Below are 22041 nucleotides of genomic sequence, written 5' to 3' on the forward strand. Positions count from 1 at the left end.
ACCCAGGCCCGCCACGAGGCCCTGGCGCTCGGCCTGCGCCGCAAGGACGGGTCGGGCGCGCTGCTGGCCGCACAGGACCGCCTCACCGGGCTGCTCGGCCCGGCGGCGGAACTGCTGACGGTCACCCACGGTCACGAGGTCGCCGTGGCTGCCGCCTTCGGTGCGGGGGCGGACGCGATCGCGGTGACGACCCCGGCCGCCGCGGCAGCCGCGATCCGACTGCTGCGCAAGCAGGACGCGGGACGCGCTTCACTGCTGCTGGCGGGGGCACCGGAGGACGCGGAGGCACCGGCAGCGCCGGGGGGCGGGCCGCAGCCGGGTGGCCCGGTGGGGGAGTGGGACGAGGGCGCACGTGGCTCGGTGGGTTCCGGCTCGGGGGAGCAGGGCGGTCCCGTGAGCGACGGCCGGGCGGGTGCTTTCGGCGTGGGGCAGTGGCCGTCAGCGCCAGCGCACCCCGGCGCCGTGGGCGTGCGCGGTGCCGATGCCCTGGGGGAGGCGGGCCCGGGGCCCGGAGGTCCGGGCGGGGGAGTGGCGCCGGGCGACGGATCCGGCCCGGCCGGGGATGCCGCCTCCGGCGGCGCCGACGCCTCCGACGGTGCCGACGGTGCTGGCGATGCCGGTGCTGTCGACGGGCAGGGCTCCGCGCCCGGCGATCGTCCGGGAGCCCGGGGACGCGGGCCGAGCGGGCCGCCCCTCGCCGCCGACCTGGTCCGTGGCCCCGCCGAACTCATGCCCGCCGTACGCCGGTTGCTGCGCGGGATCGTGGTCGTCGGGACACTCGAAGACGCCGAGGAACTGGTGTACGCGCGGCCGGAGTTGACAGCCGTGACCGCAGAAGGGGACCTGCTGGGCGCCCACTTCGCGCACGGCGGGTCCGCAGGGGCGCCGAGCCTGCTCGAGGTGCAGGCCTCCGTCGACGAGGCCGCCGCCGAGCTCGATGAACTGGCCGTGCGGTGCGAGGAGTTGGCCGAGGCGCAGCGGCTCGCCGGGGAGCGGCGCAAGGAGAGTGCCGCGTTCGTCGAGGAGCTGGGGGAGCGGCGCCGGGCCGCCGACCGGGAGAAGTCGGCCGTAGCCCAGCAGCTCGGGCGGCTCGCCGGGCAGGCCAGGGGCGCCGCCGGAGAGGCCGAGAGGTCCACCGCGGCTGCGGCGCGGGCACAGGAGGCGCTCGACAGGGCCGTACAGGATGCCGAGGAGCTCGCGGAGCGGCTGGCCGTCGCCGAGGAGATGCCCGTGGAGGAGGAGCCCGACACGGGAGTACGGGATCGGCTCGCCGCCGACGGCGCCAACGCGCGCCAGACCGAGATGGAGGCCCGGCTCCAGGTCCGTACGCACGAGGAACGGGTCAAGGGGCTGGCCGGACGGGCCGACTCGCTCGACCGGGCCGCGCGTGCCGAACGGGAGGCACGCGCGCGTGCCGAGGAGCGGCGGGCGCGGCTCAGGCATGAGGCGGCCGTCGCCGAAGCCGTCGGCTCCGGGGCGAGGCAGCTGCTCGCGCACGTCGAGGTCTCCCTCTCCCGGGCCGACGAGGAACGCACCGCGGCCGACGCCGCCAAGGCCCGGCGGGAGCAGGAGCTGACGGCTGCTCGCGCCGCCGGCCGTGATTTCAAGGCCGAACTCGACAAGTTGACGGATTCAATGCACCGCGGGGAGGTACTCGGCGCTGAGAAGAGGCTGCGGATCGAGCAGCTGGAGACCAAGGCGCTGGAGGAACTCGGTGTGGAACCGGAGGGGTTGGTGTCCGAGTACGGCCCGCACCAGCTGGTGCCGGCCTCGCCCCCCGCCGAGGGCGAGGAGTTGCCCGAGGACCCGGAGCACCCGCGCAACCAGCCGAAGCAGTTCCACCGGGCCGAGCAGGAGAAGCGGCTCAGGGCGACCGAGCGGGCCTACCAGCAGCTCGGCAAGGTCAATCCGCTGGCCCTGGAGGAGTTCGCGGCACTGGAGGAACGCCACAAGTTCCTCAGCGAGCAGCTCGAGGACCTGAAGAAGACGCGGATCGATCTGCTTCAGGTGGTGAAGGAGGTCGACGAGCGCGTCGAGCAGGTCTTCACCGAGGCGTTCCGGGACACGGCGGTGCAGTTCGAAGGTGTCTTCAGCAGGCTGTTCCCCGGTGGTGAGGGACGGCTGATCCTGACCGATCCCGACAACATGCTCACCACGGGCGTGGACGTGGAGGCGCGGCCCCCGGGCAAGAAGGTCAAGCGGCTGTCGCTACTCTCCGGCGGCGAGCGCTCGCTCACCGCCGTAGCGTTGCTGGTGTCGATCTTCAAGGCCAGGCCGAGTCCGTTCTACGTGATGGACGAAGTGGAGGCGGCCCTTGACGACACCAACCTTCAGCGGCTGATCCGCATCATGCAGGAGCTCCAGGAAGCCTCGCAGCTCATCGTGATCACGCACCAGAAGCGGACGATGGAGGTCGCCGACGCGCTGTACGGCGTCTCCATGCAGGGCGACGGCGTGTCGAAGGTGATTTCCCAGCGGCTCCGTTAGTCCACCTCGGCTTCGCCGGCCGTCGTCCAGCCGTCTCTTCTTCCCTCTTTTCCTTCTTCAATAGTTGAACGCAAGTTGGCTGTTTATGCCTTCTATCTCACATCGACCGCGCTCTTGACTTGGGAACTTGAAGGCATAGTCTCGGCAATGTCGTTTTTACCTTCAGGTACCACGTACCTGGGAGGGTCCCCCACCCGGCGGCGTTGCCGGTGGCCCGAGGAGTTGTAGTGACCAGCGCTGAGCAGACACTCAAGTCAGGAGCCGGAGCGGCTCATCCCGAGCATCTCGGGCATGTCATCTTCATCGCGGCGGCGGCCGCGATGGGTGGTTTCCTCTTCGGCTACGACAGTGCCGTGATCAACGGCGCAGTCGAGGCCATCCGGACCCGCTACGACGTCGGCTCAGCCGCTCTGGCTCAGGTCATCGCCATCGCGCTGATCGGCTGCGCCATCGGTGCCGCCACCGCGGGGCGCATTGCCGACCGCATCGGCCGTATCCGCTGCATGCAGATCTCCGCCGTGCTCTTCACGATCAGCGCCGTCGGCTCCGCGCTGCCCTTCGCGCTGTACGACCTCGCCTTCTGGCGGATCATCGGCGGCTTCGCCATCGGCATGGCCTCCGTCATCGGCCCCGCCTACATCGCCGAGGTCGCCCCGGCCGCGTACCGGGGGCGGCTCGGTTCGTTCCAGCAGGCCGCGATCGTCATCGGCATCGCCATCTCGCAGCTGGTCAACTGGGGCATCCTGAACGCGGCGGGCGGTGACCAGCGCGGCGAGCTGCTGGGCGTCGAGGCATGGCAGGTCATGCTCGGTGTGATGGTCGTACCGGCGGTGCTGTACGGGCTGCTCTCCTTCGCGATCCCCGAGTCGCCGCGCTTCCTGATCTCCGTCGGCCGGGACGAGCGCGCCCGTGAGGTGCTGCGTGAGGTCGAGGGCGACAGCATGGACCTGGACGCCCGGGTCGCCGAGATCGAGCACGCCATGAAGAGCGAGCACAAGTCGACCTTCCGGGACCTGCTCGGCGGCACCTTCTTCTTCAAGCCGATCGTCTGGATCGGCATCGGGCTCTCGGTCTTCCAGCAGTTCGTCGGCATCAACGTGGCCTTCTACTACTCCTCGACGCTCTGGCAGTCGGTCGGCGTCGACCCGACGGAGTCGTTCCTCTACTCGTTCACCACGTCGATCATCAACATCGTCGGCACCGTGATCGCCATGATCTTCGTCGACCGGATCGGCCGCCGGCCGCTCGCGCTCATCGGTTCCGTCGGCATGGTCGTCGGGCTCGCACTGGAGGCCTGGGCCTTCTCCTACGACCTCGTCGACGGCAAGCTGCCCGCCACACAGGGCTGGGTCGCCCTGGTCGCCGCCCATGTGTTCGTACTCTTCTTCGCGCTGTCCTGGGGTGTCGTCGTCTGGGTCTTCCTCGGCGAGATGTTCCCGAACAGGATCCGCGCCGCCGCCCTGGGCGTGGCCGCCGCAGCCCAGTGGATCGCCAACTGGGCCATCACCGCGAGCTTCCCGTCACTGGCCGACTGGAACCTCTCCGCGACCTACGTGATCTACACGATCTTCGCCGCGCTCTCGATCCCGTTCGTGCTCAGGTTCGTCAAGGAGACGAAGGGCAAGACGCTGGAGGAGATGGGGTAGTCCCACTACCCCGCTACCCCTGAGACTCGGGGGGAAGGGCCAAGTCCCCGCTGCCCTTCTCCCCGTATCCACCGCCGCTTCCGGCTCGGCCACTGCCCGAGCCGGGAGCGGCTTTCGGCAGGTGCGTCAGGCCGCCAGTGCCGGCACCACCCGCTCGCCGAACAGCCGCAGGCTCCGCCACCCCTCCTCCACGGGCATCCCGCCCGACAGCGGATGCAGCACGTAGTTGTCCAGCCCCTGCGCCACGCACTCCTCGGGCGTCAGCATCCGGTAGACGCCCTCGGTACGCAGTTCCCCGACCGTCGTGGCCGCCGACTTCACGGCGGACCGTATGTCGCCGGACTGCCAGGAGGCGTACGTCCGGGCCTCGTGCAGGAAGTGGTGGCCGTACTCGGCCCACGCCCGGTCCGGGTCCTCGGTGATGTGCAGCAGCGGGGTCTCGGCGGCCGGCATCATCGTCCAGCCCTCCGTGCCGTACTCGACCAGCCGCTCCTTGTAGTAGGCCTCCAGCTCGGGCAGGTGCGCGCTGGGGAAGAGGGGGAGCCCGAGACGGGCCGCCCGCCTGGCCGCCGCCTTCGACGAGCCGCCCACCAGGAGCAGCGGGTGCGGGTCGGTGCACGGACGCGGAGTGACCCGTACCGTACGCCCCTGGTACGTGAACTCCTCCCCGGTCCAGGCCTTCAGGAGCGTCTCCAGCAGCTCGTCCTGGAGCTTGCCGCGCCGCTTCCAGTCGGCGCCGAAATAGGCGTACTCCTCGGGCCGGTATCCGATCCCGGCAACCGTGACCAGCCGTCCGCCGCTCAGCAGATCGAGTACGGCGATGTCCTCGGCGAGCCTCAAGGGGTCGTGCAACGGGCCGATCACCGCCGACACGGTCACCGCGATCCGCCGCGTCGCCCCGAACACCGCCCCCGCGAAGGCGAACGGCGAGGGCAGCCAGTTGTTGGCGACGCCGTGGTGCTCCTCGGTCTGGACGGTGGTGATGCCGTGGGTGTCGGAGTACGCGGCCATCTCGATCGCTGCCTGGTAGCGGGCGCGGAGATCGGCGGGAGTGGCGTCGGGGGCGACCAGATTGAAACGTACGACGGTGACGGGCATGGGACCGATCCCCTTCGTCGGCGGTGTGGAGGGGACGGTAACTGACACATCGTCAGGTGGCCAGGGTGTGGGCGTGCGAGGTGCCGAGCGCTGTCGGCGGGGAGGACGGGGCGCGGCCCGCCGGATGGGGCGTTGCCCACTCTGGGGAAGCTGGTCCGCGTACCCGGGCTGCGGCCCCGCGTGGAGAGCGAACGCCTGCGCGGGAGGTCACGCCATACTGGCAGCGTTATGGAAACCATCATCCTTGCTGTAGTCATCGCCGTGGTCGTGCTCGGTGTGCTCGGTGGGCTCGTCGTCGGCAGCCGCAGGAAGAAGCCGCTGCCCCCGGCGCCCCCCACGACACCCGACCTCACCGCCCCTCCGGCCGAGCCGCACATCGGCGACGAGGCCGAGACGCCGCGCGACGAACCGCGCCGCACGATAGAAGAGGTGGATCTCCCGGGGAGTGCGGACGGCTCGTCCGTCGCCGTCGAGGAACCTCCCGTCCCCGTCATCGAGGTGCCGGAGCCCACCGCCGGGCGGCTGGTCCGGCTGCGCGCCCGGCTCTCCCGGTCGCAGAACGCGCTCGGAAAGGGGCTGCTCACGCTCCTCGCGCGCGAGCATCTCGACGACGACACCTGGGAGGAGGTCGAGGACACGCTCCTCACCGCCGACGTCGGCGTCCGGCCCACCCAGGAACTCGTCGAGCGGCTGCGCGAGCGCGTGAAGGTGCTCGGCACCCGTACGCCCGCCGACCTGCGCGCGCTGTTGCGCGAGGAACTGCTCCAGATCCTCGAACCCGGGTTCGACCGGACCGTGAAGACCGACTCGAACCTCGACACGCCGGGCATCGTGATGGTCGTCGGCGTCAACGGCACCGGCAAGACCACCACCACCGGCAAGCTCGCGCGTGTCCTCGTCGCCGACGGGAAAAACGTTGTTCTCGGCGCAGCCGACACCTTCCGGGCCGCCGCCGCCGACCAGCTCCAGACCTGGGGCGACCGCGTCGGGGCCCGTACCGTGCGCGGTCCCGAGGGTGGTGACCCCGCGTCGATCGCCTTCGACGCGGTCAAGGAGGGCATCGAGGCCGGTGCCGACGTCGTGCTGATCGACACCGCCGGGCGGCTGCACACCAAGACCGGGCTCATGGACGAGCTCGGCAAGGTCAAGCGCGTCATCGAGAAGCACGCCCCGCTGGACGAGGTGCTGCTCGTGCTCGACGCCACGACCGGGCAGAACGGGCTCGTCCAGGCCCGCGTCTTCGCCGAGGTCGTCGAGATCACCGGCATCGTGCTCACCAAGCTCGACGGCACCGCCAAGGGCGGCATCGTCATCGCCGTACAGCGCGAACTGGGTGTGCCGGTGAAGCTGATCGGGCTCGGCGAAGGCGCCGACGATCTGGCGCCGTTCGAGCCGGAGGCGTTTGTTGACGCTCTTATCGGAGAGTGATCACGATCTTGATCACCGCCTCCGAAATTTCGTAGGTCCGGGAAGAGTCCTACGAAGAGGTCCACGAAGAGGCGCCCGCCCCCAAGGTGCAGTTGGGGACGGGCGCCCTGCTGTGTCGCCGGCGGTCCGGACCCGGGCGCTACGCCCGCGACCGGTGCGCCACGTACGCCAGCGTCCCCAGCAGCAGCCTGGCCGCCGGAGGCCTGGTCGCCGTGTCCAGGGCGGGCGGGCGCAGCCAGGTGACCGGGCCGAGGCCGCCCCGGTCGGAGGGGGGCGCCGTGAGATACGTACCGGCGCCCAGGCCGTGCAGGTCGAGGGCCGCGTCGTCCCAGCCCATGCGGTAGAGGAGTTCGGGGAGTTCGGCGGCGGCGCCGGGGGCGACGAAGAACTGGGCGCGGCCCTCGGGGGTGGCGGTGACCGGGCCGAGGGGGAGACCCATGCGTTCCAGCCGGACCAGGGCGCGGCGGCCGGCCGGTTCGGCGACCTCGATCACGTCGAACGCGCGGCCCACGGGGAGCATGACCGCGGCGCCGGGGAACTGGCCCCAGGTGTCCGTGACTTCGTCGAGCGTGGCGCCGGCCGCGACCCGGGGCGCGAAGCCCAGCGGGTGGGCGCCCGGCGTGGGGCAGCCGGTCAGGCCGCAGGAGCAGGCGCCGCCCGCCGCGCGGGCGCCGGCGACCACGTCCCAGCCCCAGAGGCCGGTGTACTCGGCCACGGCGGTGCACTCGGACGACCGGCCGCGGCGGCGCGTGCCGGGCCGGATCTCGCGGATACCCCGGCTGCTGCCGATCGTGAAGCCCATGCCCCCTCCAACGGGTCCGACGCACCGGTGGTTACGAGTTGCGACCAGAACGTAACCCTGCGTTTCCGACTGCCCGTCACTCCCGTCCGCCCTCACCCGCTGGGGTCGGCGCCCAGAAGTGCCTCGGGTAGTGCGCTCGGCGGCGTGCGCCCTCGAGTGCATCGCTCCGCTCACTCCCGGCCGTCCTCTGTCAAGTGAATCCTGCGTAGCCGCCCGGGAGTTCATTCGAAGGGGTGGCGAATGGTGGCGTTTCCTGGATCCCCGTGGCCGGAGCCGTGATCGTAGGATTACTTTGAGTGCACGAGGCCTGGGAGCACATGCGCTTGTGGGTATGCCGGAGGCAAGTCGGCTTCCCGTTCGAAGGGTGAGAACTGTCGGACACGGAGCCTATTTACCGGCATTCTGATAGGGCTTGGCGCACTCGGCGACAAGTGGTCTCAGGGATGGGGGCGTTCCAGTGGGCGGCAACGGCGGAAGCGCGACGACACCGGCTAGCGCCGACAAGCGCCCGAATGAGCTGCTCGGCTCGTGGTTCGTGCGCAGCGGCTGGTCCAAGGGCGAGCTGGCGCGCCAAGTGAACCGCCGGGCACGTCAGTTGGGCGCCAACCACATCTCGACGGACACCTCGCGGGTCCGGCGCTGGCTCGACGGAGAGAACCCGCGCGAGCCGATTCCGCGCATCCTGTCCGAGCTGTTCTCCGAGCGGTTCGGCTGTGTCGTCTCCGTCGAGGACCTGGGGCTGCGCGCCGCCCGCCAGTCGCCGTCCGCGTCCGGTGTCGACCTGCCCTGGACGGCCCCGCAGACCGTGGCGCTGCTCAGCGAGTTCTCGCGCAGCGACCTGATGCTGGCGCGGCGCGGCTTCCTCGGGACCGCGCTGTCCCTCTCCGCCGGCCCCACCCTCATCGAGCCCATGCAGCGCTGGCTCGTCCCGGTGCCCCCGGCCCCGCCCGAGGAGCCCGAGCACCCGTCCGCCGCGCGCCGGGCCGGCCGTCTCTCCAAGCCCGAACTGGAGCTGCTGGAGTCCACCACCGCGATGTTCCGGCAGTGGGACGCGCAGTGTGGCGGCGGCCTGCGCCGCAAGGCGGTGGTCGGACAACTGCACGAGGTGACGGACCTCCTCCAGGAGCCCCAGCCCGAGTCGACCAGCCGCAAGCTGTTCAAGGTCGCCGCCGAGCTGGCCGAACTCGCCGGCTGGATGTCGTACGACGTGGGGCTCCAGCCGACCGCCCAGAAGTACTTCGTCCTGGCCCTGCACGCGGCCAAGGAGGCCGGCGACAAGCCCCTGGGCTCGTACGTCCTGTCCTCCATGAGCCGCCAGATGATCCACCTCGGGCGGCCGGACGACGCCCTCGAACTGATCCATCTCGCGCAGTACGGCAGCCGTGACTGCGCGAGCCCCCGCACCCAGGCCATGCTGTATGCGATGGAGGCGCGCGCATACGCCAATATGGGACAGCCCGGAAAGTGCAAGCGGGCCGTGCGGATGGCCGAGGACACGTTCGCGGACGTACACGATTGGGACGAGCCCGATCCCGACTGGATCCGCTTCTTCTCCCGGGCCGAGCTGTACGGCGAGAACTCCCACTCGTTCCGTGACCTCGCCTACGTCGCCGGCCGCAGCCCCACCTACGCCTCCCTGGCCGAGCCCCTGATGCGGAACGCCGTCGACCTGTTCGCGAAGGACACCGATCACCAGCGGTCGTACGCACTGAATCTGATCGGCATGGCCACGGTCCACCTCCTTCAGCGAGAGCCCGAGCGGGCCACGGTGCTGGCCATGGAAGCCATGGAAATCGCCAAGAAGGTGCGCTCGGAGCGCGTCAACACTCGTATCCGAAAAACCGTCGACACGGCCGTACGCGATTTCGGGGATCTCGCCGAGGTCGTGGACCTGACCGACCAGCTCGCGATCGATCTGCCCGAGACCGCCGAGGCGGTCTGAACCCCCGGAACCCCGGCCGCGGCAGGCCTTCCCGACAGCCCGACTCGGCTCCCCCGCCAGGTCATCGGAAGGTCGGCCGCGGTCGGCCCGCGGCCACGGGTGAAGGTTGCGCCACGATAACGATCGGCGCGTCCAACATCCGGCAGTTCATCGATCCGTAACACGCAAGGCACCTTCGTCACTGCGGCGAAACATCGAGGGGCGTCGACCGAAACGGCGCTGCGTCAATGTCTGGCGCATAACCGGCCCACCCCTCAATCCGCTCAGGCTTCGCCCGCACGGGGCCGTACCAATGACGAGGAGACGCCGATGGCATCAGCCGCCATCACGCTAGCCGCAGAGGCTCCCAAGCTCTCGGCCGCCAACACCGGGTTCATGCTGATCTGTTCGGCCCTGGTGTTGCTCATGACCCCCGGACTCGCCTTCTTCTACGGAGGCATGGTCCGCGTCAAGAGCACCCTGAACATGTTGATGATGAGCTTTATCAGCATCGGCATCGTCACCCTCCTGTGGGTGGTGTACGGCTTCTCGATGGCCTTCGGCACCGACAAGGGCGGCTTGATCGGCTGGACCTCGGGTTGGGTCGGTCTCAGTGACATCGGCACGACCGATCTGTGGGACGGCTACAACATCCCGATCCTGACCTTCATGGTCTTCCAGATGATGTTCGCGGTCATCACCCCCGCCCTGATCAGCGGCGCCCTCGCGGACCGCGTCAAGTTCTCGGCATGGGCGCTGTTCGTCGCCCTGTGGGCCACCGTCGTGTACTTCCCCGTCGCCCACTGGGTATGGGGCGCGGGCGGCTGGGCCTTCGAGCTCGGTGTCATCGACTTCGCCGGTGGTACGGCGGTCCACATCAACGCGGGTGCCGCGGCACTCGGCGTGATCCTGGTCATCGGCAAGCGCGTCGGCTTCAAGAAGGACCCGATGCGCCCGCACAGCCTCCCGCTGGTCATGCTCGGCGCCGGTCTCCTGTGGTTCGGCTGGTTCGGCTTCAACGCCGGCTCGTGGCTGGGCAACGACGACGGCGTAGGCACGCTGATGTTCGTCAACACGCAGGTCGCCACCGCCGCCGCCATGCTCGCCTGGCTCGTCTACGAGAAGATCCGCCACGGCGCGTTCACCACGCTGGGCGCCGCCTCCGGCGCGGTCGCCGGTCTGGTCGCCATCACCCCCTCGGGCGGTGCGGTCTCCCCGATCGGCGCCATCGCGGTCGGCGCCATCGCCGGTCTGCTGTGCGCCATGGCGGTCGGCCTCAAGTACAAGTTCGGTTACGACGACTCGCTCGACGTCGTCGGTGTCCACCTCGTCGGCGGTGTCGTCGGCTCCCTGCTCATCGGCCTCTTCGCCAGCGGCAAGGGCCAGTCGGAGGTCGAGGGCCTCTTCTACGGCGGCGGCCTCGACCAGTTCTGGAAGCAGTGCGCCGGCGTCTTCGCCGTCCTCGGCTACTCCCTGGTCGCCTCCGCGATCCTCGCCTTCCTCCTCGACAAGACGATCGGCATGCGCGTCTCCGAGGACGACGAGATCGCCGGCATCGACCAGGCCGAGCACGCCGAGACCGCATACGACTTCAGCGGCGCCGGTGGCGGCGCGGCCCGTACGTCCGTCACGGCGGCCGTCGGTGGCGAGAGCAAGAAGGTGGACGCATGAAGCTCATCACCGCCGTTGTGAAGCCCCATCGGCTCGACGAGATCAAGGAGGCCCTCCAGGCCTTCGGGGTCCACGGTCTGACGGTGACCGAAGCGAGCGGCTACGGTCGTCAGCGGGGCCACACCGAGGTCTACCGCGGTGCCGAGTACACGGTCGACCTGGTTCCCAAGATCCGTATCGAGGTCCTCGCCGAGGACGACGACGCCGAGGGTCTCATCGACGTCATCGTCAAGGCGGCCCGGACCGGCAAGATCGGTGACGGCAAGGTCTGGTCCATCCCGGTCGAGACCGCCGTCCGGGTCCGGACCGGCGAGCGCGGCCCGGACGCGCTCTGAGGCAGGAAAGAAGAACAGGAGTCGCTGGGTGACGAGTACGGACGTGCGTAAGGATGCAGAGGACTCGGGACCCAGCGGCTATGCGGCGGCCCGGCTGCGCCTCCTCACTGAGGGGGCGCGGTCCGGGCCGCCGCGCCGTGCGGCCCTGGCCGAACTGACCGACGAATGGCTGACCGGCCTGTTCACGGCGGCGACCGAGGGACTGCAAGGACTGCGCGGAGTCTCCCTGGTCGCCGTCGGCGGCTACGGCAGAGGTGAACTCTCCCCACGCAGCGACCTGGACCTGCTCCTCCTGCACGACGGCAGCGACTCCGCCGCTGTCGCCGCCCTCGCCGACCGCCTCTGGTACCCCGTCTGGGACCTGGGCCTGGCCCTGGACCACTCCGTCCGGACACAGTCCGAGGCCCGGAAGGTGTCGGGCGAGGACCTCAAGGTGCAGCTGGGTCTGCTGGACGCCCGCCACCTGGCCGGCGACCTCGGGCTCACGGCCGGCCTGCGCACCGCCGTCCTCGCCGACTGGCGCAACCAGGCCCCCAAACGCCTCCCCGAACTCCAGGAGCTCTGCGCCGAGCGCGCCGAGCGCCAGGGCGAGCTGCAGTACCTCCTCGAACCCGACCTCAAGGAGGCCCGCGGCGGCCTGCGCGACGCCACCGCCCTGCGCGCGGTCGCGGCCTCCTGGCTGGCCGACGCCCCCCGCGAGGGCCTCACGGACGCGCGCCGCCGCCTGCTGGACGTCCGCGACGCACTCCACCTCACCACCGGCCGCGCCACCGACCGCCTCGCCCTCCAGGAACAGGACCAGGTCGCCGCCGAACTCGGCCTCCTCGACGCCGACACCCTCCTGCGGCAGGTCTACGAGGCGGCACGCGTCGTCTCGTACGCGAGTGACGTGACCTGGCGCGAGGTGGGGCGCGTGCTCCGATCGCGCGCTGTACGTCCGCGCCTGCGCGCCATGCTGGGCGGCGGCAAACCGGCGCCGGAACGTTCCCCCTTGGCGGAGGGCGTCGTGGAGCAGGACGGCGAGGTGGTCCTCGCCCGCGCCGCGCGCCCCGACCGCGACCCCGTACTCCCGCTGCGCGCCGCCGCGGCAGCCGCCCAGGCGGGCCTCCCGCTGTCCCTGCACGCGGTCCGCCGTATGGCGGCGGCGGCCCGACCGCTGCCGACCCCGTGGCCGGCCGAGGCAAGAGAACAACTGGTCACGCTGCTGGGCTCGGGCCGCCCGACCATCGAGGTCTGGGAAGCCCTGGAGGCCGAGGGCCTGATCACCCACTTCCTCCCTGACTGGGAGCGGGTCCGCTGCCGCCCGCAGCGCAACGCCGTCCACATCTGGACGGTCGACCGCCACCTGATCGAAACGGCCGTCCGGGCCTCCGAGTTCACCCGCCGGGTCAGCCGCCCCGACCTCCTCCTCGTCTCCGCACTGCTCCACGACATCGGCAAGGGCTGGCCCGGCGACCACTCCGTCGCGGGCGAGATCATCGCCAAGGACGTGGCCGCCCGCATCGGCTTCGACCGCGCGGACGTGGCGGTGCTGGCCACGCTCGTACGTCACCATCTGCTGCTCGTCGACACCGCCACCCGGCGTGACCTGGAGGACCCGGCCACCGTGCGCTCGGTCGCCGAGGCGGTCGGCACCCAGAGCACCCTGGAACTCCTCCACGCGCTCACCGAGTCCGACGCACAGGCGACGGGCCCGGCCGCCTGGTCGACCTGGCGCGGTTCACTCGTCGCCGACCTGGTGAAACGGGTCGGCGCCGTCCTCGCCGGGGACGCCCCCGAGGAGCCCGAGGCCGCCGCACCCACCGCCGAACAGGAACGGCTCGCCATCGAGGCGTTCCGCACGGGCGGCCCGGTGCTGTCGCTGCGCGCCCAGACGGAGTCCCCGGCGGAGGCGTCGCCGGAGGAGTCCCCGTCGCCGGACTCGGGGGAACCCGAACCCCTCGGCGTGGAACTCCTGATCGCCGTACCGGACCAGCCGGGCGTGCTGCCCGCCGTGGCCGGTGTCCTCGCCATGCACCGCCTGACCGTGCGCACCGCCGAACTGCGCGCTCTGGACCTTCCCGACGGCGTCGAGGGGGCGGTCCTGCTCCTCGACTGGCGTGTCGCCGCCGAGTACGGCTCCCTGCCCCAGGCGGCCCGCCTGCGCGCCGACCTCGTACGGGCGCTCGACGGCTCCCTGGACATCGCGGGCCGCCTGGCCGAGCGCGACGCGGCGTACCCGCGGCGCCGGGGCGTCGTGGCGCCGCCGGCCCGGGTGACCGTGCATCCGGCCGCGTCGCGGCTGGCCACGGTGATCGAGGTGCGCGCGCAGGACGCCCCGGGGCTGCTGCACCGGATCGGGCGTGCCCTGGAGGACGCGGGGGTGCGGATGCGGAGCATGCACGTCAGCACGCTGGGTTCCAATGCCGTGGACGCCTTCTACGTGACCAGTCGCAAGGGCGTGCCGCTGCCGGGCGACGAGGCGTCGACGGTGGCGCGGAAGCTGGAGGAGACGCTGCGGGCGTCGTGACCACGCGCGCGGGGATTCCCGTCCCCGTCTGCTGATTCAGCAGGCGGGGACGATTTGCTTGCGGGGCCGGATACCCTGGAGAACAGCCCACTCTGCCCCCTACTCCGAGGACCGACGCCGCCGTGTTCGATACTCTCTCCGATCGCCTCTCAGCGACTTTCAAGAACCTGCGCGGCAAGGGGAGGCTGTCCGAGGCGGACATCGACGCCACGGCCCGCGAAATCCGCATCGCGCTCCTCGAAGCCGACGTTGCCCTGCCGGTCGTGCGGACGTTCATCAAGAACGTCAAGGAGCGCGCCCTCGGGTCCGACGTCTCCAAGGCGCTGAACCCCGCCCAGCAGGTCCTCAAGATCGTCAACGACGAACTCGTCACGATCCTGGGCGGCGAGACCCGGCGCCTGCGCTTCGCCAAGCAGCCGCCGACCGTCATCATGCTGGCCGGTCTCCAGGGTGCCGGTAAGACCACCCTCGCGGGCAAGCTGGGCAAGTGGCTCAAGGACCAGGGGCACTCGCCCCTCCTCGTCGCCGCCGACCTCCAGCGCCCCAACGCCGTCAACCAGCTCAGCGTGGTCGCCGAGCGCGCCGGGGTCGCGGTCTACGCGCCCGAGCCGGGCAACGGGGTCGGTGACCCGGTCAAGGTCGCCAAGGACTCCATGGAGTTCGCGAAGACCAAGGTCCACGACATCGTGATCGTGGACACCGCCGGCCGGCTCGGTATCGACGCCGAGCTGATGCAGCAGGCCGCGGACATCCGGGACGCGGTCTCGCCCGACGAGATCCTCTTCGTCGTCGACGCGATGATCGGCCAGGACGCCGTCAACACGGCCGAGGCCTTCCGCGACGGCGTCGGCTTCGACGGTGTCGTCCTGTCGAAGCTCGACGGTGACGCCCGTGGTGGTGCCGCGCTCTCCATCGCCTCCGTGACCGGCAAGCCGATCATGTTCGCGTCGAACGGCGAGAAGCTCGACGACTTCGACGCGTTCCACCCTGACCGGATGGCCTCCCGCATCCTCGACATGGGTGACCTGCTCACCCTGATCGAGCAGGCGGAGAAGACGTTCAGCCAGGAAGAAGCCGAGGCCATGGCCTCCAAGCTGGCGTCCAAGAAGGGCCAGGACTTCACCCTGGACGACTTCCTGGCCCAGATGGAGCAGGTCAGGAAGATGGGCAGCATCAGCAAGCTGCTCGGCATGCTGCCCGGCATGGGTCAGATCAAGGACCAGATCAACAACCTCGACGAGCGCGATGTCGACCGTACGGCGGCCATCATCAAGTCGATGACCCCGGCCGAGCGCCAGGACGCGACGATCATCAACGGCTCGCGCCGCGCCCGTATCGCCAAGGGCTCCGGTGTCGAGGTCAGCGCGGTCAAGGGCCTGGTCGAGCGGTTCTTCGAGGCCCGCAAGATGATGTCCCGCATGGCCCAGGGCGGTGGCATGCCGGGGATGCCCGGGATGCCGGGCATGGGTGGCGGCCCCGGCCGTTCCAAGAAGCAGCCCAAGCAGGCCAAGGGCAAGCAGCGCTCCGGCAACCCGATGAAGCGTAAGCAGCAGGAGCAGGAGGACGCCGCCCGCAAGGCCGCCGGCGCCCAGGGCGCTCCGGGCGGCGCGTTCGGTCTGCCGGGCCAGCAGGCCGCGCAGGACTTCGAACTCCCGGACGAGTTCAAGAAGTTCATGGGCTGAGAAGTCGACCGGCCGGGAAACCGGCCACACGATTCGAGACGTCGGTACGCCGTGCGGGGCGCCTCTCTCCGGAGGGGCGCCCTCGCGCGTTCCGCGCAGCGGCTGCCGCGGGTCACCTCACGCGGTACGGGCGATGAGGTACCGGAAGACGTTCGGCATCCAGATCGTCCCGTCCCGCCGCTGATACGGATGCAGCGCCTCCGCCAGCTCCTTGTCCACCTGCTCCTGGCCGGCCGCCGCGATCGCCGAGTCGAACACTCCCGTCGACAGCAGCCCTCGTACGGCGCTGCCCATGTTCGCGTATCCGAACGGGCAGGACACCCGCCCGGAGCCGTCCGGGCGCAGACCCGCCCAGTGGGCCACCTCCTCCAGGTCGTCGCGGTGCGCTGGGCGCCAACCGCCCGCGCCGCGCAGTGGATCGGCGAGCCTGGCCGCGACCCGCAGTACCGCCGACGTGGCGCAGCGCTCCGGTGGACCCCAGCCCACCAGTACCACCGGCGAGCCCCGCCCGATCGACGGCACCGCCGCCGCGAGCGTCCGGCTGAGCCGCTCGGAGTCGCCCGCGAGACAGCCGATCGGCTCGAACGCGGTCACCAGGGTGTATGCGGGGGAGTCCACCTCCTCGGGGAGTCCCGCCACGAGCTGGGTGTCGCCGCGCGCGCGTGTGAGCGCCGGTTCGGGCAGTAAACGCTCCCGTGCGAGGCTCAGCCGCTGCGGTGAGGATGCCTCGACTCCGGTGACGGCGGCGCCTCTTGAGGCCGCCATCAACAGGGCCAGGCCCGAGCCGCAGCCGAGGCCGAGCAGTCGGGTGCCGGTGCCCACTTCCAGCCGCTCGTAGACGGACTCGTAGAGCGGTACGAACATCCGCTCCTGGATCTCCGACCAGTCACGCGCGCGTGCGCACAGGTCCACGCGGGTCGCCGGACCCGCGTGAGGCAGGTGCTGCCGCACGAGTGTAGGTGTCATCGAAAGCGCCCCAATCCGCCGAGAGTTGCCCTTGTTTCCGATGTGGTGGCCCCCGTGCAGTGCGCGCTCGCACTTCCCCCGTATGCCAGGTAACTCCGCACCCGAGCCGCCGTCCAGGGGTTGTGGGGCTGAGGTTGTGTGCTCGCTGTGCTCACGAAAAGAATTCACATGCCGGCAACGTGAGCCCGTAGCATCCCGCCATGGCAAAGGCACCCGTACTCACGCCGCAGGCAAGTGACTTCCCCCGCTGGTACCAGGATCTGGTGGCCAAGGCCGAGTTGGCCGACAACGGTCCGGTGCGCGGCACCATGGTCATCCGGCCGTACGGGTACGGGCTGTGGGAGCGGATGCAGGCCGAGATGGACACGCGGATCAAGGAGACGGGCGCGCAGAACGCCTACTTCCCCCTGCTGATCCCGGAGTCGTACTTCGCCAAGGAGGCCGAGCACGTCGAGGGTTTCGCGCCGGAGCTGGCCGTGGTCACCCACGGCGGAGGCAAGGAACTCGAAGAGCCCGCGGTGGTGCGCCCCACCTCCGAGATGATCATCAACGACTACTTCTCGAAGTGGGTGCAGAGCTACCGCGACCTGCCCCTGCTGATCAACCAGTGGGCGAACGTGGTGCGTTGGGAACTGCGCCCCCGGATCTTCCTCCGTACGACGGAGTTCCTGTGGCAGGAGGGCCACACCGCGCACGCCACTCACGAGGACGCCCGCGACTTCGCCGCGCACATCCACCGTGACGTCTACGAGGACTTCATGGTGAACGTCCTGGCGATGGACACCGTTCCCGGCCGCAAGACGGTCAAGGAGCGCTTCGCGGGCGCGATCAACACCCTCACCCTCGAAGGCATGATGGGCGACGGCAAGGCCATCCAGATGGCCACCAGTCATGAGCTGGGCCAGAACTTCGCCAAGGCGTTCAACACCCGCTACCTGTCGAAGGAAGGCAGGCAGGAACTCGTCTGGCAGACGTCCTGGGGCTCGACGACCCGCATGATCGGCGCCCTGGTGATGGCACACGGCGACGACAACGGCCTGCGGGTCCCGCCGCGCCTCGCCGCGATCCAGGCCGTGGTCCTCGCGATCAAGGGCGACGAAGCGGTTCTGGCCAAGGTCCGCGAGATCGGCGACCGGCTGAAGGCGGCGGGCGTACGCGTGCACGTGGACGACCGCACGGACGTGCCCTTCGGCCGCCGTGCCGTCGACTGGGAGCTCAAGGGCGTACCCGTACGCATCGAGGTCGGCCCCCGTGACCTGGAGAGCGGCACGGCGATGCTCGTCCGCCGCATCCCGGGCAGCAAGGAACCGGTGAGCCTCGACGCGCTGGTACGGCTGCTGCCCACCGTCCTCGAAGAGGACCAGGCGCTGCTGCTGGCCCAGTCGCGCGAGCGCCGGGAGTCCCGTACATCGGACGTGTCGACGTTCGAGGAGGCCGTCGAGGCGGCGACCGCCGGCGGCTGGGCACGCGTCCCCTGGGCGGTGCTCGGCGAAAAGGGCGAGGCCAGGCTCGGTGCGCACGCGCTGACCGTACGGTGTCTGGTCGCGGCGGACGGGTCGGTGCCCGACGCCGACGACGCACCCGGTAACGTCGCCATCGTCGCCCGCGCCTACTGAGGCAGGAACGAGAGCGACCGAAACGCCTCTTGCGTACCGGGCGAGCACAGGTGCCCCGGCGTGCGGACAGCGTCTACGCGCCGGGTCGTACGTGGGGCTACGCACCGGCTTGGTATGAGCTGTGAGGCTTCTCCGCAGATCAGCGCACCCGCCCTCGTCCGGACGCATCAGCGGCAACTGACGGGTACGTGCAAATTATTTGGGATGGCCCGGAATCGGAACACAGCGGCACTCAGGCTCGTTGTCATTACGTGAGCACGACACAGACACCACCTGTACTCGCCGCAGAACTGGCGCAGGCGTGGGCCGATATTCAGCGGTACCACCCCGAGCTGCCCGATCTTGCCGCGCCCGAGTCCCTGATCGGAGAGTCGTCGTCCGCCTGCGGGCACGCGCTCTCCTTCGAGCGACTGCTTCATGAGGCAGTCCATGGCATCGCCGCCGCCCGAGGAGTCCGCGACACCTCCCGGGCCGGCCGCTACCACAACCGCAGATTCCTCGCGATCGCCGAGGAGCTGGGTCTGGACCACCCCGATGAACCGCATCCCAGCAGCGGCTTCTCGCTGGTCACGCTCAACCCCGAGGCCAAGCGGCGCTACCGCCCCACCATGGAGCGGCTGCAGCGCGCCCTGAAGGCGCACACCGTGGCCACCACCTCGGACACGACCCGCACCTTCCGCGGTCCGGCCGCCCGCCACGGCTCCTCCGGGGGAGGGGTGCGCGTGAAGGCCGTCTGCGACTGCGGTCGCAACGTGCGCGTCGTCCCGTCGGTGCTGGCACAGGCTCCGATCGTGTGCGGCGGCTGCGGCAAGCCGTTCCGCATCCCCGAGATCGTGGGCGCGGGCGTCGCCTGATCCCCTGCTCCGATGCGTGATCGAGCCCGGCATCTCGTGGGTGCCGGATGAACACGTGGGGGAGTGCGCGGTCCGCAGGCGGTCGCGTGTATGGGCACCCGGAGTGCCGGGTGCCCATACAGGCTTGACCAAGTGATGCCCGGGTTCGGTGCGACCCACCGGGTATGGCAGAATGGCCAGCTGTACTCGACAGCCGCACAGGAACCCTCTCGCCTCCGGCTGACGCGTCCATCGGGCACTCGGGTACCGCAACCCCACGCGGCAATCTCGCCGTGCCCAACCACGTCAATTCCAGGAGAATCCACTCCCGTGGCAGTCAAGATCAAGCTGAAGCGTCTGGGCAAGATCCGTTCGCCTCACTACCGCATCGTCGTCGCCGACTCCCGTACCCGCCGTGATGGCCGGGCCATCGAGGAGATCGGCCTGTACCACCCGGTGCAGAACCCCTCGCGCATCGAGGTCGACACCGACCGCGCGCAGTACTGGCTGGGTGTCGGCGCGCAGCCGACCGAGCCGGTTCTCGCCATCCTCAAGCTGACCGGCGACTGGCAGAAGTTCAAGGGCCTGCCCGCCCCGGCTCCGCTGCTCGTGGCCGCTCCGAAGCCCCCGCGTCCGTTGTTCGAGGCCCTGGGCGGCGACAACGAGGGCAAGGGTGAAGCCATCACCCAGAAGAAGAAGGCCGAGAAGAAGGACGAGGCTCCGGCTGAGTCCTCTGCGGCTGCGCCGACCGAGGCCTGAGCATGCTCGAGGAGGCTCTCGAGCACCTCGTGAAGGGCATCGTCGACAACCCCGACGAAGTGCAGGTCGCCTCGCGCGATCTGCGTCGCGGGCGCGTTCTGGAGGTCAGGGTTCACCCCGACGACCTCGGTAAGGTGATCGGCCGTAACGGCCGCACCGCACGCGCCCTGCGAACCGTCGTGGGTGCCATCGGCGGACGCGGTGTCCGTGTCGACCTCGTCGACGTGGACCAGGTTCGCTGATCACCACGTAGCACCGGCTCGGGCCGGGGAGGGCCACTTGGGCCGTCCCCGGCCCGTAGTCGTCTACGGAGTAATGCCGTAGGCACACGACAGGAGATTCCAGAAAGTGCAGCTCGTAGTCGCGCGTGTGGGCCGCGCCCACGGCATCAAGGGCGAGGTAACCGTCGAGGTACGTACCGACGAGCCGGAACTCCGGCTCCCGCCCGGCGCCGTCCTGGCCACCGACCCCGCCACGGCGGGACCGCTGACCATCGAGACCGGCCGCGTCCACAGCGGCCGGCTCCTGCTGCGCTTCGAGGGCGTGCACGACCGGACCGGCGCGGAGGCACTCCGCAACATCCTGCTGATCGCCGACATCGACCCCGAGGAACTGCCCGAGGGCGAGGACGAGTACTACGACCACCAGCTGATGGACCTGGACGTGGTCCTGGTCGACGGCACCGAGGTCGGGCGCATCACCGAGATCTCGCACCTGCCCTCCCAGGACCTGTTCGTCGTGGAGCGCCCCGACGGCAGCGAGGTGTACGTCCCGTTCGTCCAGGAGATCGTCGTGGAGATCGACCTGGAGGAGCAGCGGGCGGTCATCGATCCGCCGCCGGGTCTGATCGACGACAGGGCCGAGGTCGCCTCTTCCAAGGACGGCGAAGACTCCTCGGATGACGAGTCGGATGACGAGGACTCCCCGGGAGCCGACGTCTGATGCGTCTCGACGTAGTCACGATCTTTCCCGAGTACCTCGAACCCCTGAACGTCTCGCTCGTCGGCAAGGCACGCGCGCGTGGACAGCTGAATGTGCATGTGCATCATCTTCGGGACTGGACGTACGACCGCCACAACACGGTCGACGACACACCCTACGGCGGCGGCCCGGGAATGGTCATGAAGACCGACCCCTGGGGCGACGCGCTGGACGACGTACTGGCCGACGGATACGAGACCGGCTCCCAGGCACCCGTACTGGTCGTGCCCACGCCCAGTGGCCGCCCCTTCACCCAGGCGCTCGCCGTCGAACTGTCCGAGCGGCCGTGGCTCGTCTTCACGCCCGCCCGTTACGAAGGCATCGACCGGCGTGTCATCGACGAGTACGCCACGCGGATGCCCGTGTACGAGGTGTCCATCGGCGACTATGTGCTCGCCGGCGGCGAGGCGGCCGTACTGGTCATCACGGAGGCCGTGGCGCGGCTGCTGCCCGGGGTCCTCGGTAACGCCGAGTCGCACCGGGACGACTCCTTCGCGCCGGGTGCCATGGCCAACCTCCTGGAGGGGCCCGTCTACACCAAGCCGCCCCAGTGGCGCGGCCGGGAGATCCCGGACGTGCTGCTCAGCGGCCACCACGGAAAGATCGCGCGCTGGCGCCGGGACGAGGCGCTGCGCCGTACGGCGGTCAACCGGCCCGACCTGATCGAACAGACCGACGCGTCGGCCTTCAACAAGAAGGACCGGGAGACGCTCTCCATCATGGCGTGGCGGCCTTCCGGCGACGGCCGATTTTGGCGCAGGCCAGAGGGCGTGGAAGAATAGGTCGCTGTTGTGCGTCGTCCGGCGTGCGCCCCTGCCACGGGGGGACACGACGCCCGCCCCGGCACGGACAGCAACCTTCCGAGATTCAAGCTCCCGTTGATGACCTGTGGCATCAGCGAAGAAAGCAGACAAAATGTCCAACCTGCTCGACTCCGTCGACTCCGCGTCGCTGCGCGACGACATCCCGGCCTTCCGCCCGGGTGACACCGTCAACGTCCACGTCCGCGTCATCGAGGGCAACCGCTCCCGTGTGCAGCAGTTCAAGGGCGTAGTCGTCCGTCGCCAGGGCGCCGGTGTCCGCGAGACCTTCACGGTCCGCAAGATCTCGTTCTCCGTCGGCGTGGAGCGCACCTTCCCGGTGCACACCCCGATCGTCGAGAAGATCGAGCTGGTCATGCGTGGTGACGTGCGTCGCGCCAAGCTGTACTACCTCCGTGATCTGCGGGGCAAGGCCGCGAAGATCAAGGAGAAGCGCGACAGGTGAGCATTCGGTGAGCCCGATATAAAGAGGGCTCACATCGGGGC

Annotated in this window: 18 protein-coding genes; 15 read left to right on the forward strand and 3 right to left on the reverse strand. The window is 70.1% G+C overall.

Annotation, left to right across the window (positions count from 1 at the left end):
- A partial coding sequence (locus G3I56_RS22465; protein ID WP_164411682.1) for an AAA family ATPase occupies nt 1–2487 on the forward strand: 2487 nt, incomplete at its 5' end.
- 227 nt (nt 2488–2714) lie between these two features.
- Entirely contained in the window at nt 2715–4133 is a 1419-nt protein-coding gene (locus G3I56_RS22470; RefSeq protein WP_164411684.1) for a sugar porter family MFS transporter, read from the forward strand.
- A gap of 126 nt (nt 4134–4259) precedes the next feature.
- Here G3I56_RS22470 and G3I56_RS22475 read toward each other — a convergent pair whose 3' ends face one another.
- Nucleotides 4260–5231: an LLM class flavin-dependent oxidoreductase gene (locus tag G3I56_RS22475; protein ID WP_164411700.1), complete on the reverse strand. Its 972-nt coding sequence runs from the start codon at nt 5229–5231 to the stop codon at nt 4260–4262.
- Between the two features lie 228 nt (nt 5232–5459).
- On the opposite strand from G3I56_RS22475, the gene ftsY reads away from it, so the two are divergent.
- The gene (gene ftsY, locus G3I56_RS22480; protein ID WP_164411701.1) at nt 5460–6659 is read left to right on the forward strand and encodes a signal recognition particle-docking protein FtsY; all 1200 of its coding nucleotides are present in this window, start codon (nt 5460–5462) and stop codon (nt 6657–6659) included.
- Between the two features lie 139 nt (nt 6660–6798).
- On the opposite strand, the gene G3I56_RS22485 is transcribed toward ftsY, so the two are convergent.
- Nucleotides 6799–7461: a bifunctional DNA primase/polymerase gene (locus G3I56_RS22485; protein ID WP_164411703.1), complete on the reverse strand. Its 663-nt coding sequence runs from the start codon at nt 7459–7461 to the stop codon at nt 6799–6801.
- A gap of 457 nt (nt 7462–7918) precedes the next feature.
- Here G3I56_RS22485 and G3I56_RS22490 point away from each other — a divergent pair, with 457 nt between their 5' ends.
- The 5 genes from G3I56_RS22490 (at nt 7919) to ffh (ending at nt 15579) form a co-directional block, all read left to right on the forward strand.
- Nucleotides 7919–9403, forward strand: coding sequence for a hypothetical protein (locus G3I56_RS22490; RefSeq protein WP_164411705.1), 1485 nt, complete (start codon nt 7919–7921; stop codon nt 9401–9403).
- Between the two features lie 309 nt (nt 9404–9712).
- A complete protein-coding gene (locus G3I56_RS22495) occupies nt 9713–11053 on the forward strand; it encodes an ammonium transporter (RefSeq protein WP_164411707.1) in 1341 nt (446 codons plus the stop codon).
- Nucleotides 11050–11388 (forward strand): P-II family nitrogen regulator, encoded by a 339-nt coding sequence (locus G3I56_RS22500; protein WP_164411711.1) that lies wholly within the window; start codon nt 11050–11052, stop codon nt 11386–11388. The genes G3I56_RS22495 and G3I56_RS22500 overlap by 4 nt, the downstream gene beginning before the upstream one ends.
- Nucleotides 11389–11416: 28 nt before the next feature.
- Entirely contained in the window at nt 11417–13897 is a 2481-nt protein-coding gene (locus tag G3I56_RS22505; protein ID WP_164411713.1) for a [protein-PII] uridylyltransferase, read from the forward strand.
- 122 nt (nt 13898–14019) lie between these two features.
- On the forward strand, nt 14020–15579 hold the full coding sequence (gene ffh, locus G3I56_RS22510) for a signal recognition particle protein (RefSeq protein WP_164411715.1): 1560 nt from the start codon (nt 14020–14022) through the stop codon (nt 15577–15579).
- 117 nt (nt 15580–15696) lie between these two features.
- On the opposite strand, the gene G3I56_RS22515 is transcribed toward ffh, so the two are convergent.
- Entirely contained in the window at nt 15697–16545 is an 849-nt protein-coding gene (locus tag G3I56_RS22515; protein WP_164411717.1) for a class I SAM-dependent methyltransferase, read from the reverse strand.
- Nucleotides 16546–16745: 200 nt separating this feature from the next.
- Here G3I56_RS22515 and proS point away from each other — a divergent pair, with 200 nt between their 5' ends.
- The 7 genes from proS (at nt 16746) to rplS (ending at nt 22000) form a co-directional block, all read left to right on the forward strand.
- On the forward strand, nt 16746–18161 hold the full coding sequence (gene proS, locus G3I56_RS22520) for a proline--tRNA ligase (RefSeq protein ID WP_164411719.1): 1416 nt from the start codon (nt 16746–16748) through the stop codon (nt 18159–18161).
- Nucleotides 18162–18412: 251 nt separating this feature from the next.
- Nucleotides 18413–19015: a hypothetical protein gene (locus G3I56_RS22525; protein ID WP_164411721.1), complete on the forward strand. Its 603-nt coding sequence runs from the start codon at nt 18413–18415 to the stop codon at nt 19013–19015.
- A gap of 309 nt (nt 19016–19324) precedes the next feature.
- Entirely contained in the window at nt 19325–19753 is a 429-nt protein-coding gene (gene rpsP, locus G3I56_RS22530; protein ID WP_164320829.1) for a 30S ribosomal protein S16, read from the forward strand.
- A 2-nt stretch (nt 19754–19755) separates the two neighbouring features.
- Nucleotides 19756–19995 carry an RNA-binding protein gene (locus G3I56_RS22535; RefSeq protein WP_006373563.1) on the forward strand — a complete coding sequence of 80 codons (240 nt, stop codon included), beginning with the start codon at nt 19756–19758 and terminating at the stop codon, nt 19993–19995.
- Nucleotides 19996–20101: 106 nt separating this feature from the next.
- Complete coding sequence (rimM, locus tag G3I56_RS22540) at nt 20102–20695, forward strand: ribosome maturation factor RimM (RefSeq protein ID WP_164411723.1); 594 nt, start codon at nt 20102–20104, stop codon at nt 20693–20695.
- Entirely contained in the window at nt 20695–21516 is an 822-nt protein-coding gene (gene trmD, locus G3I56_RS22545) for a tRNA (guanosine(37)-N1)-methyltransferase TrmD (protein WP_164411725.1), read from the forward strand. The genes rimM and trmD overlap by 1 nt, the downstream gene beginning before the upstream one ends.
- A 133-nt stretch (nt 21517–21649) precedes the next feature.
- Nucleotides 21650–22000, forward strand: coding sequence for a 50S ribosomal protein L19 (gene rplS, locus G3I56_RS22550; protein ID WP_164411727.1), 351 nt, complete (start codon nt 21650–21652; stop codon nt 21998–22000).
- The last annotated feature ends 41 nt before the right edge of the window (nt 22001–22041 follow it).

The sequence above is a fragment of the Streptomyces sp. SID12488 genome (assembly GCF_010548275.1).
Classification (GTDB): Bacteria; Actinomycetota; Actinomycetes; order Streptomycetales; family Streptomycetaceae; genus Streptomyces.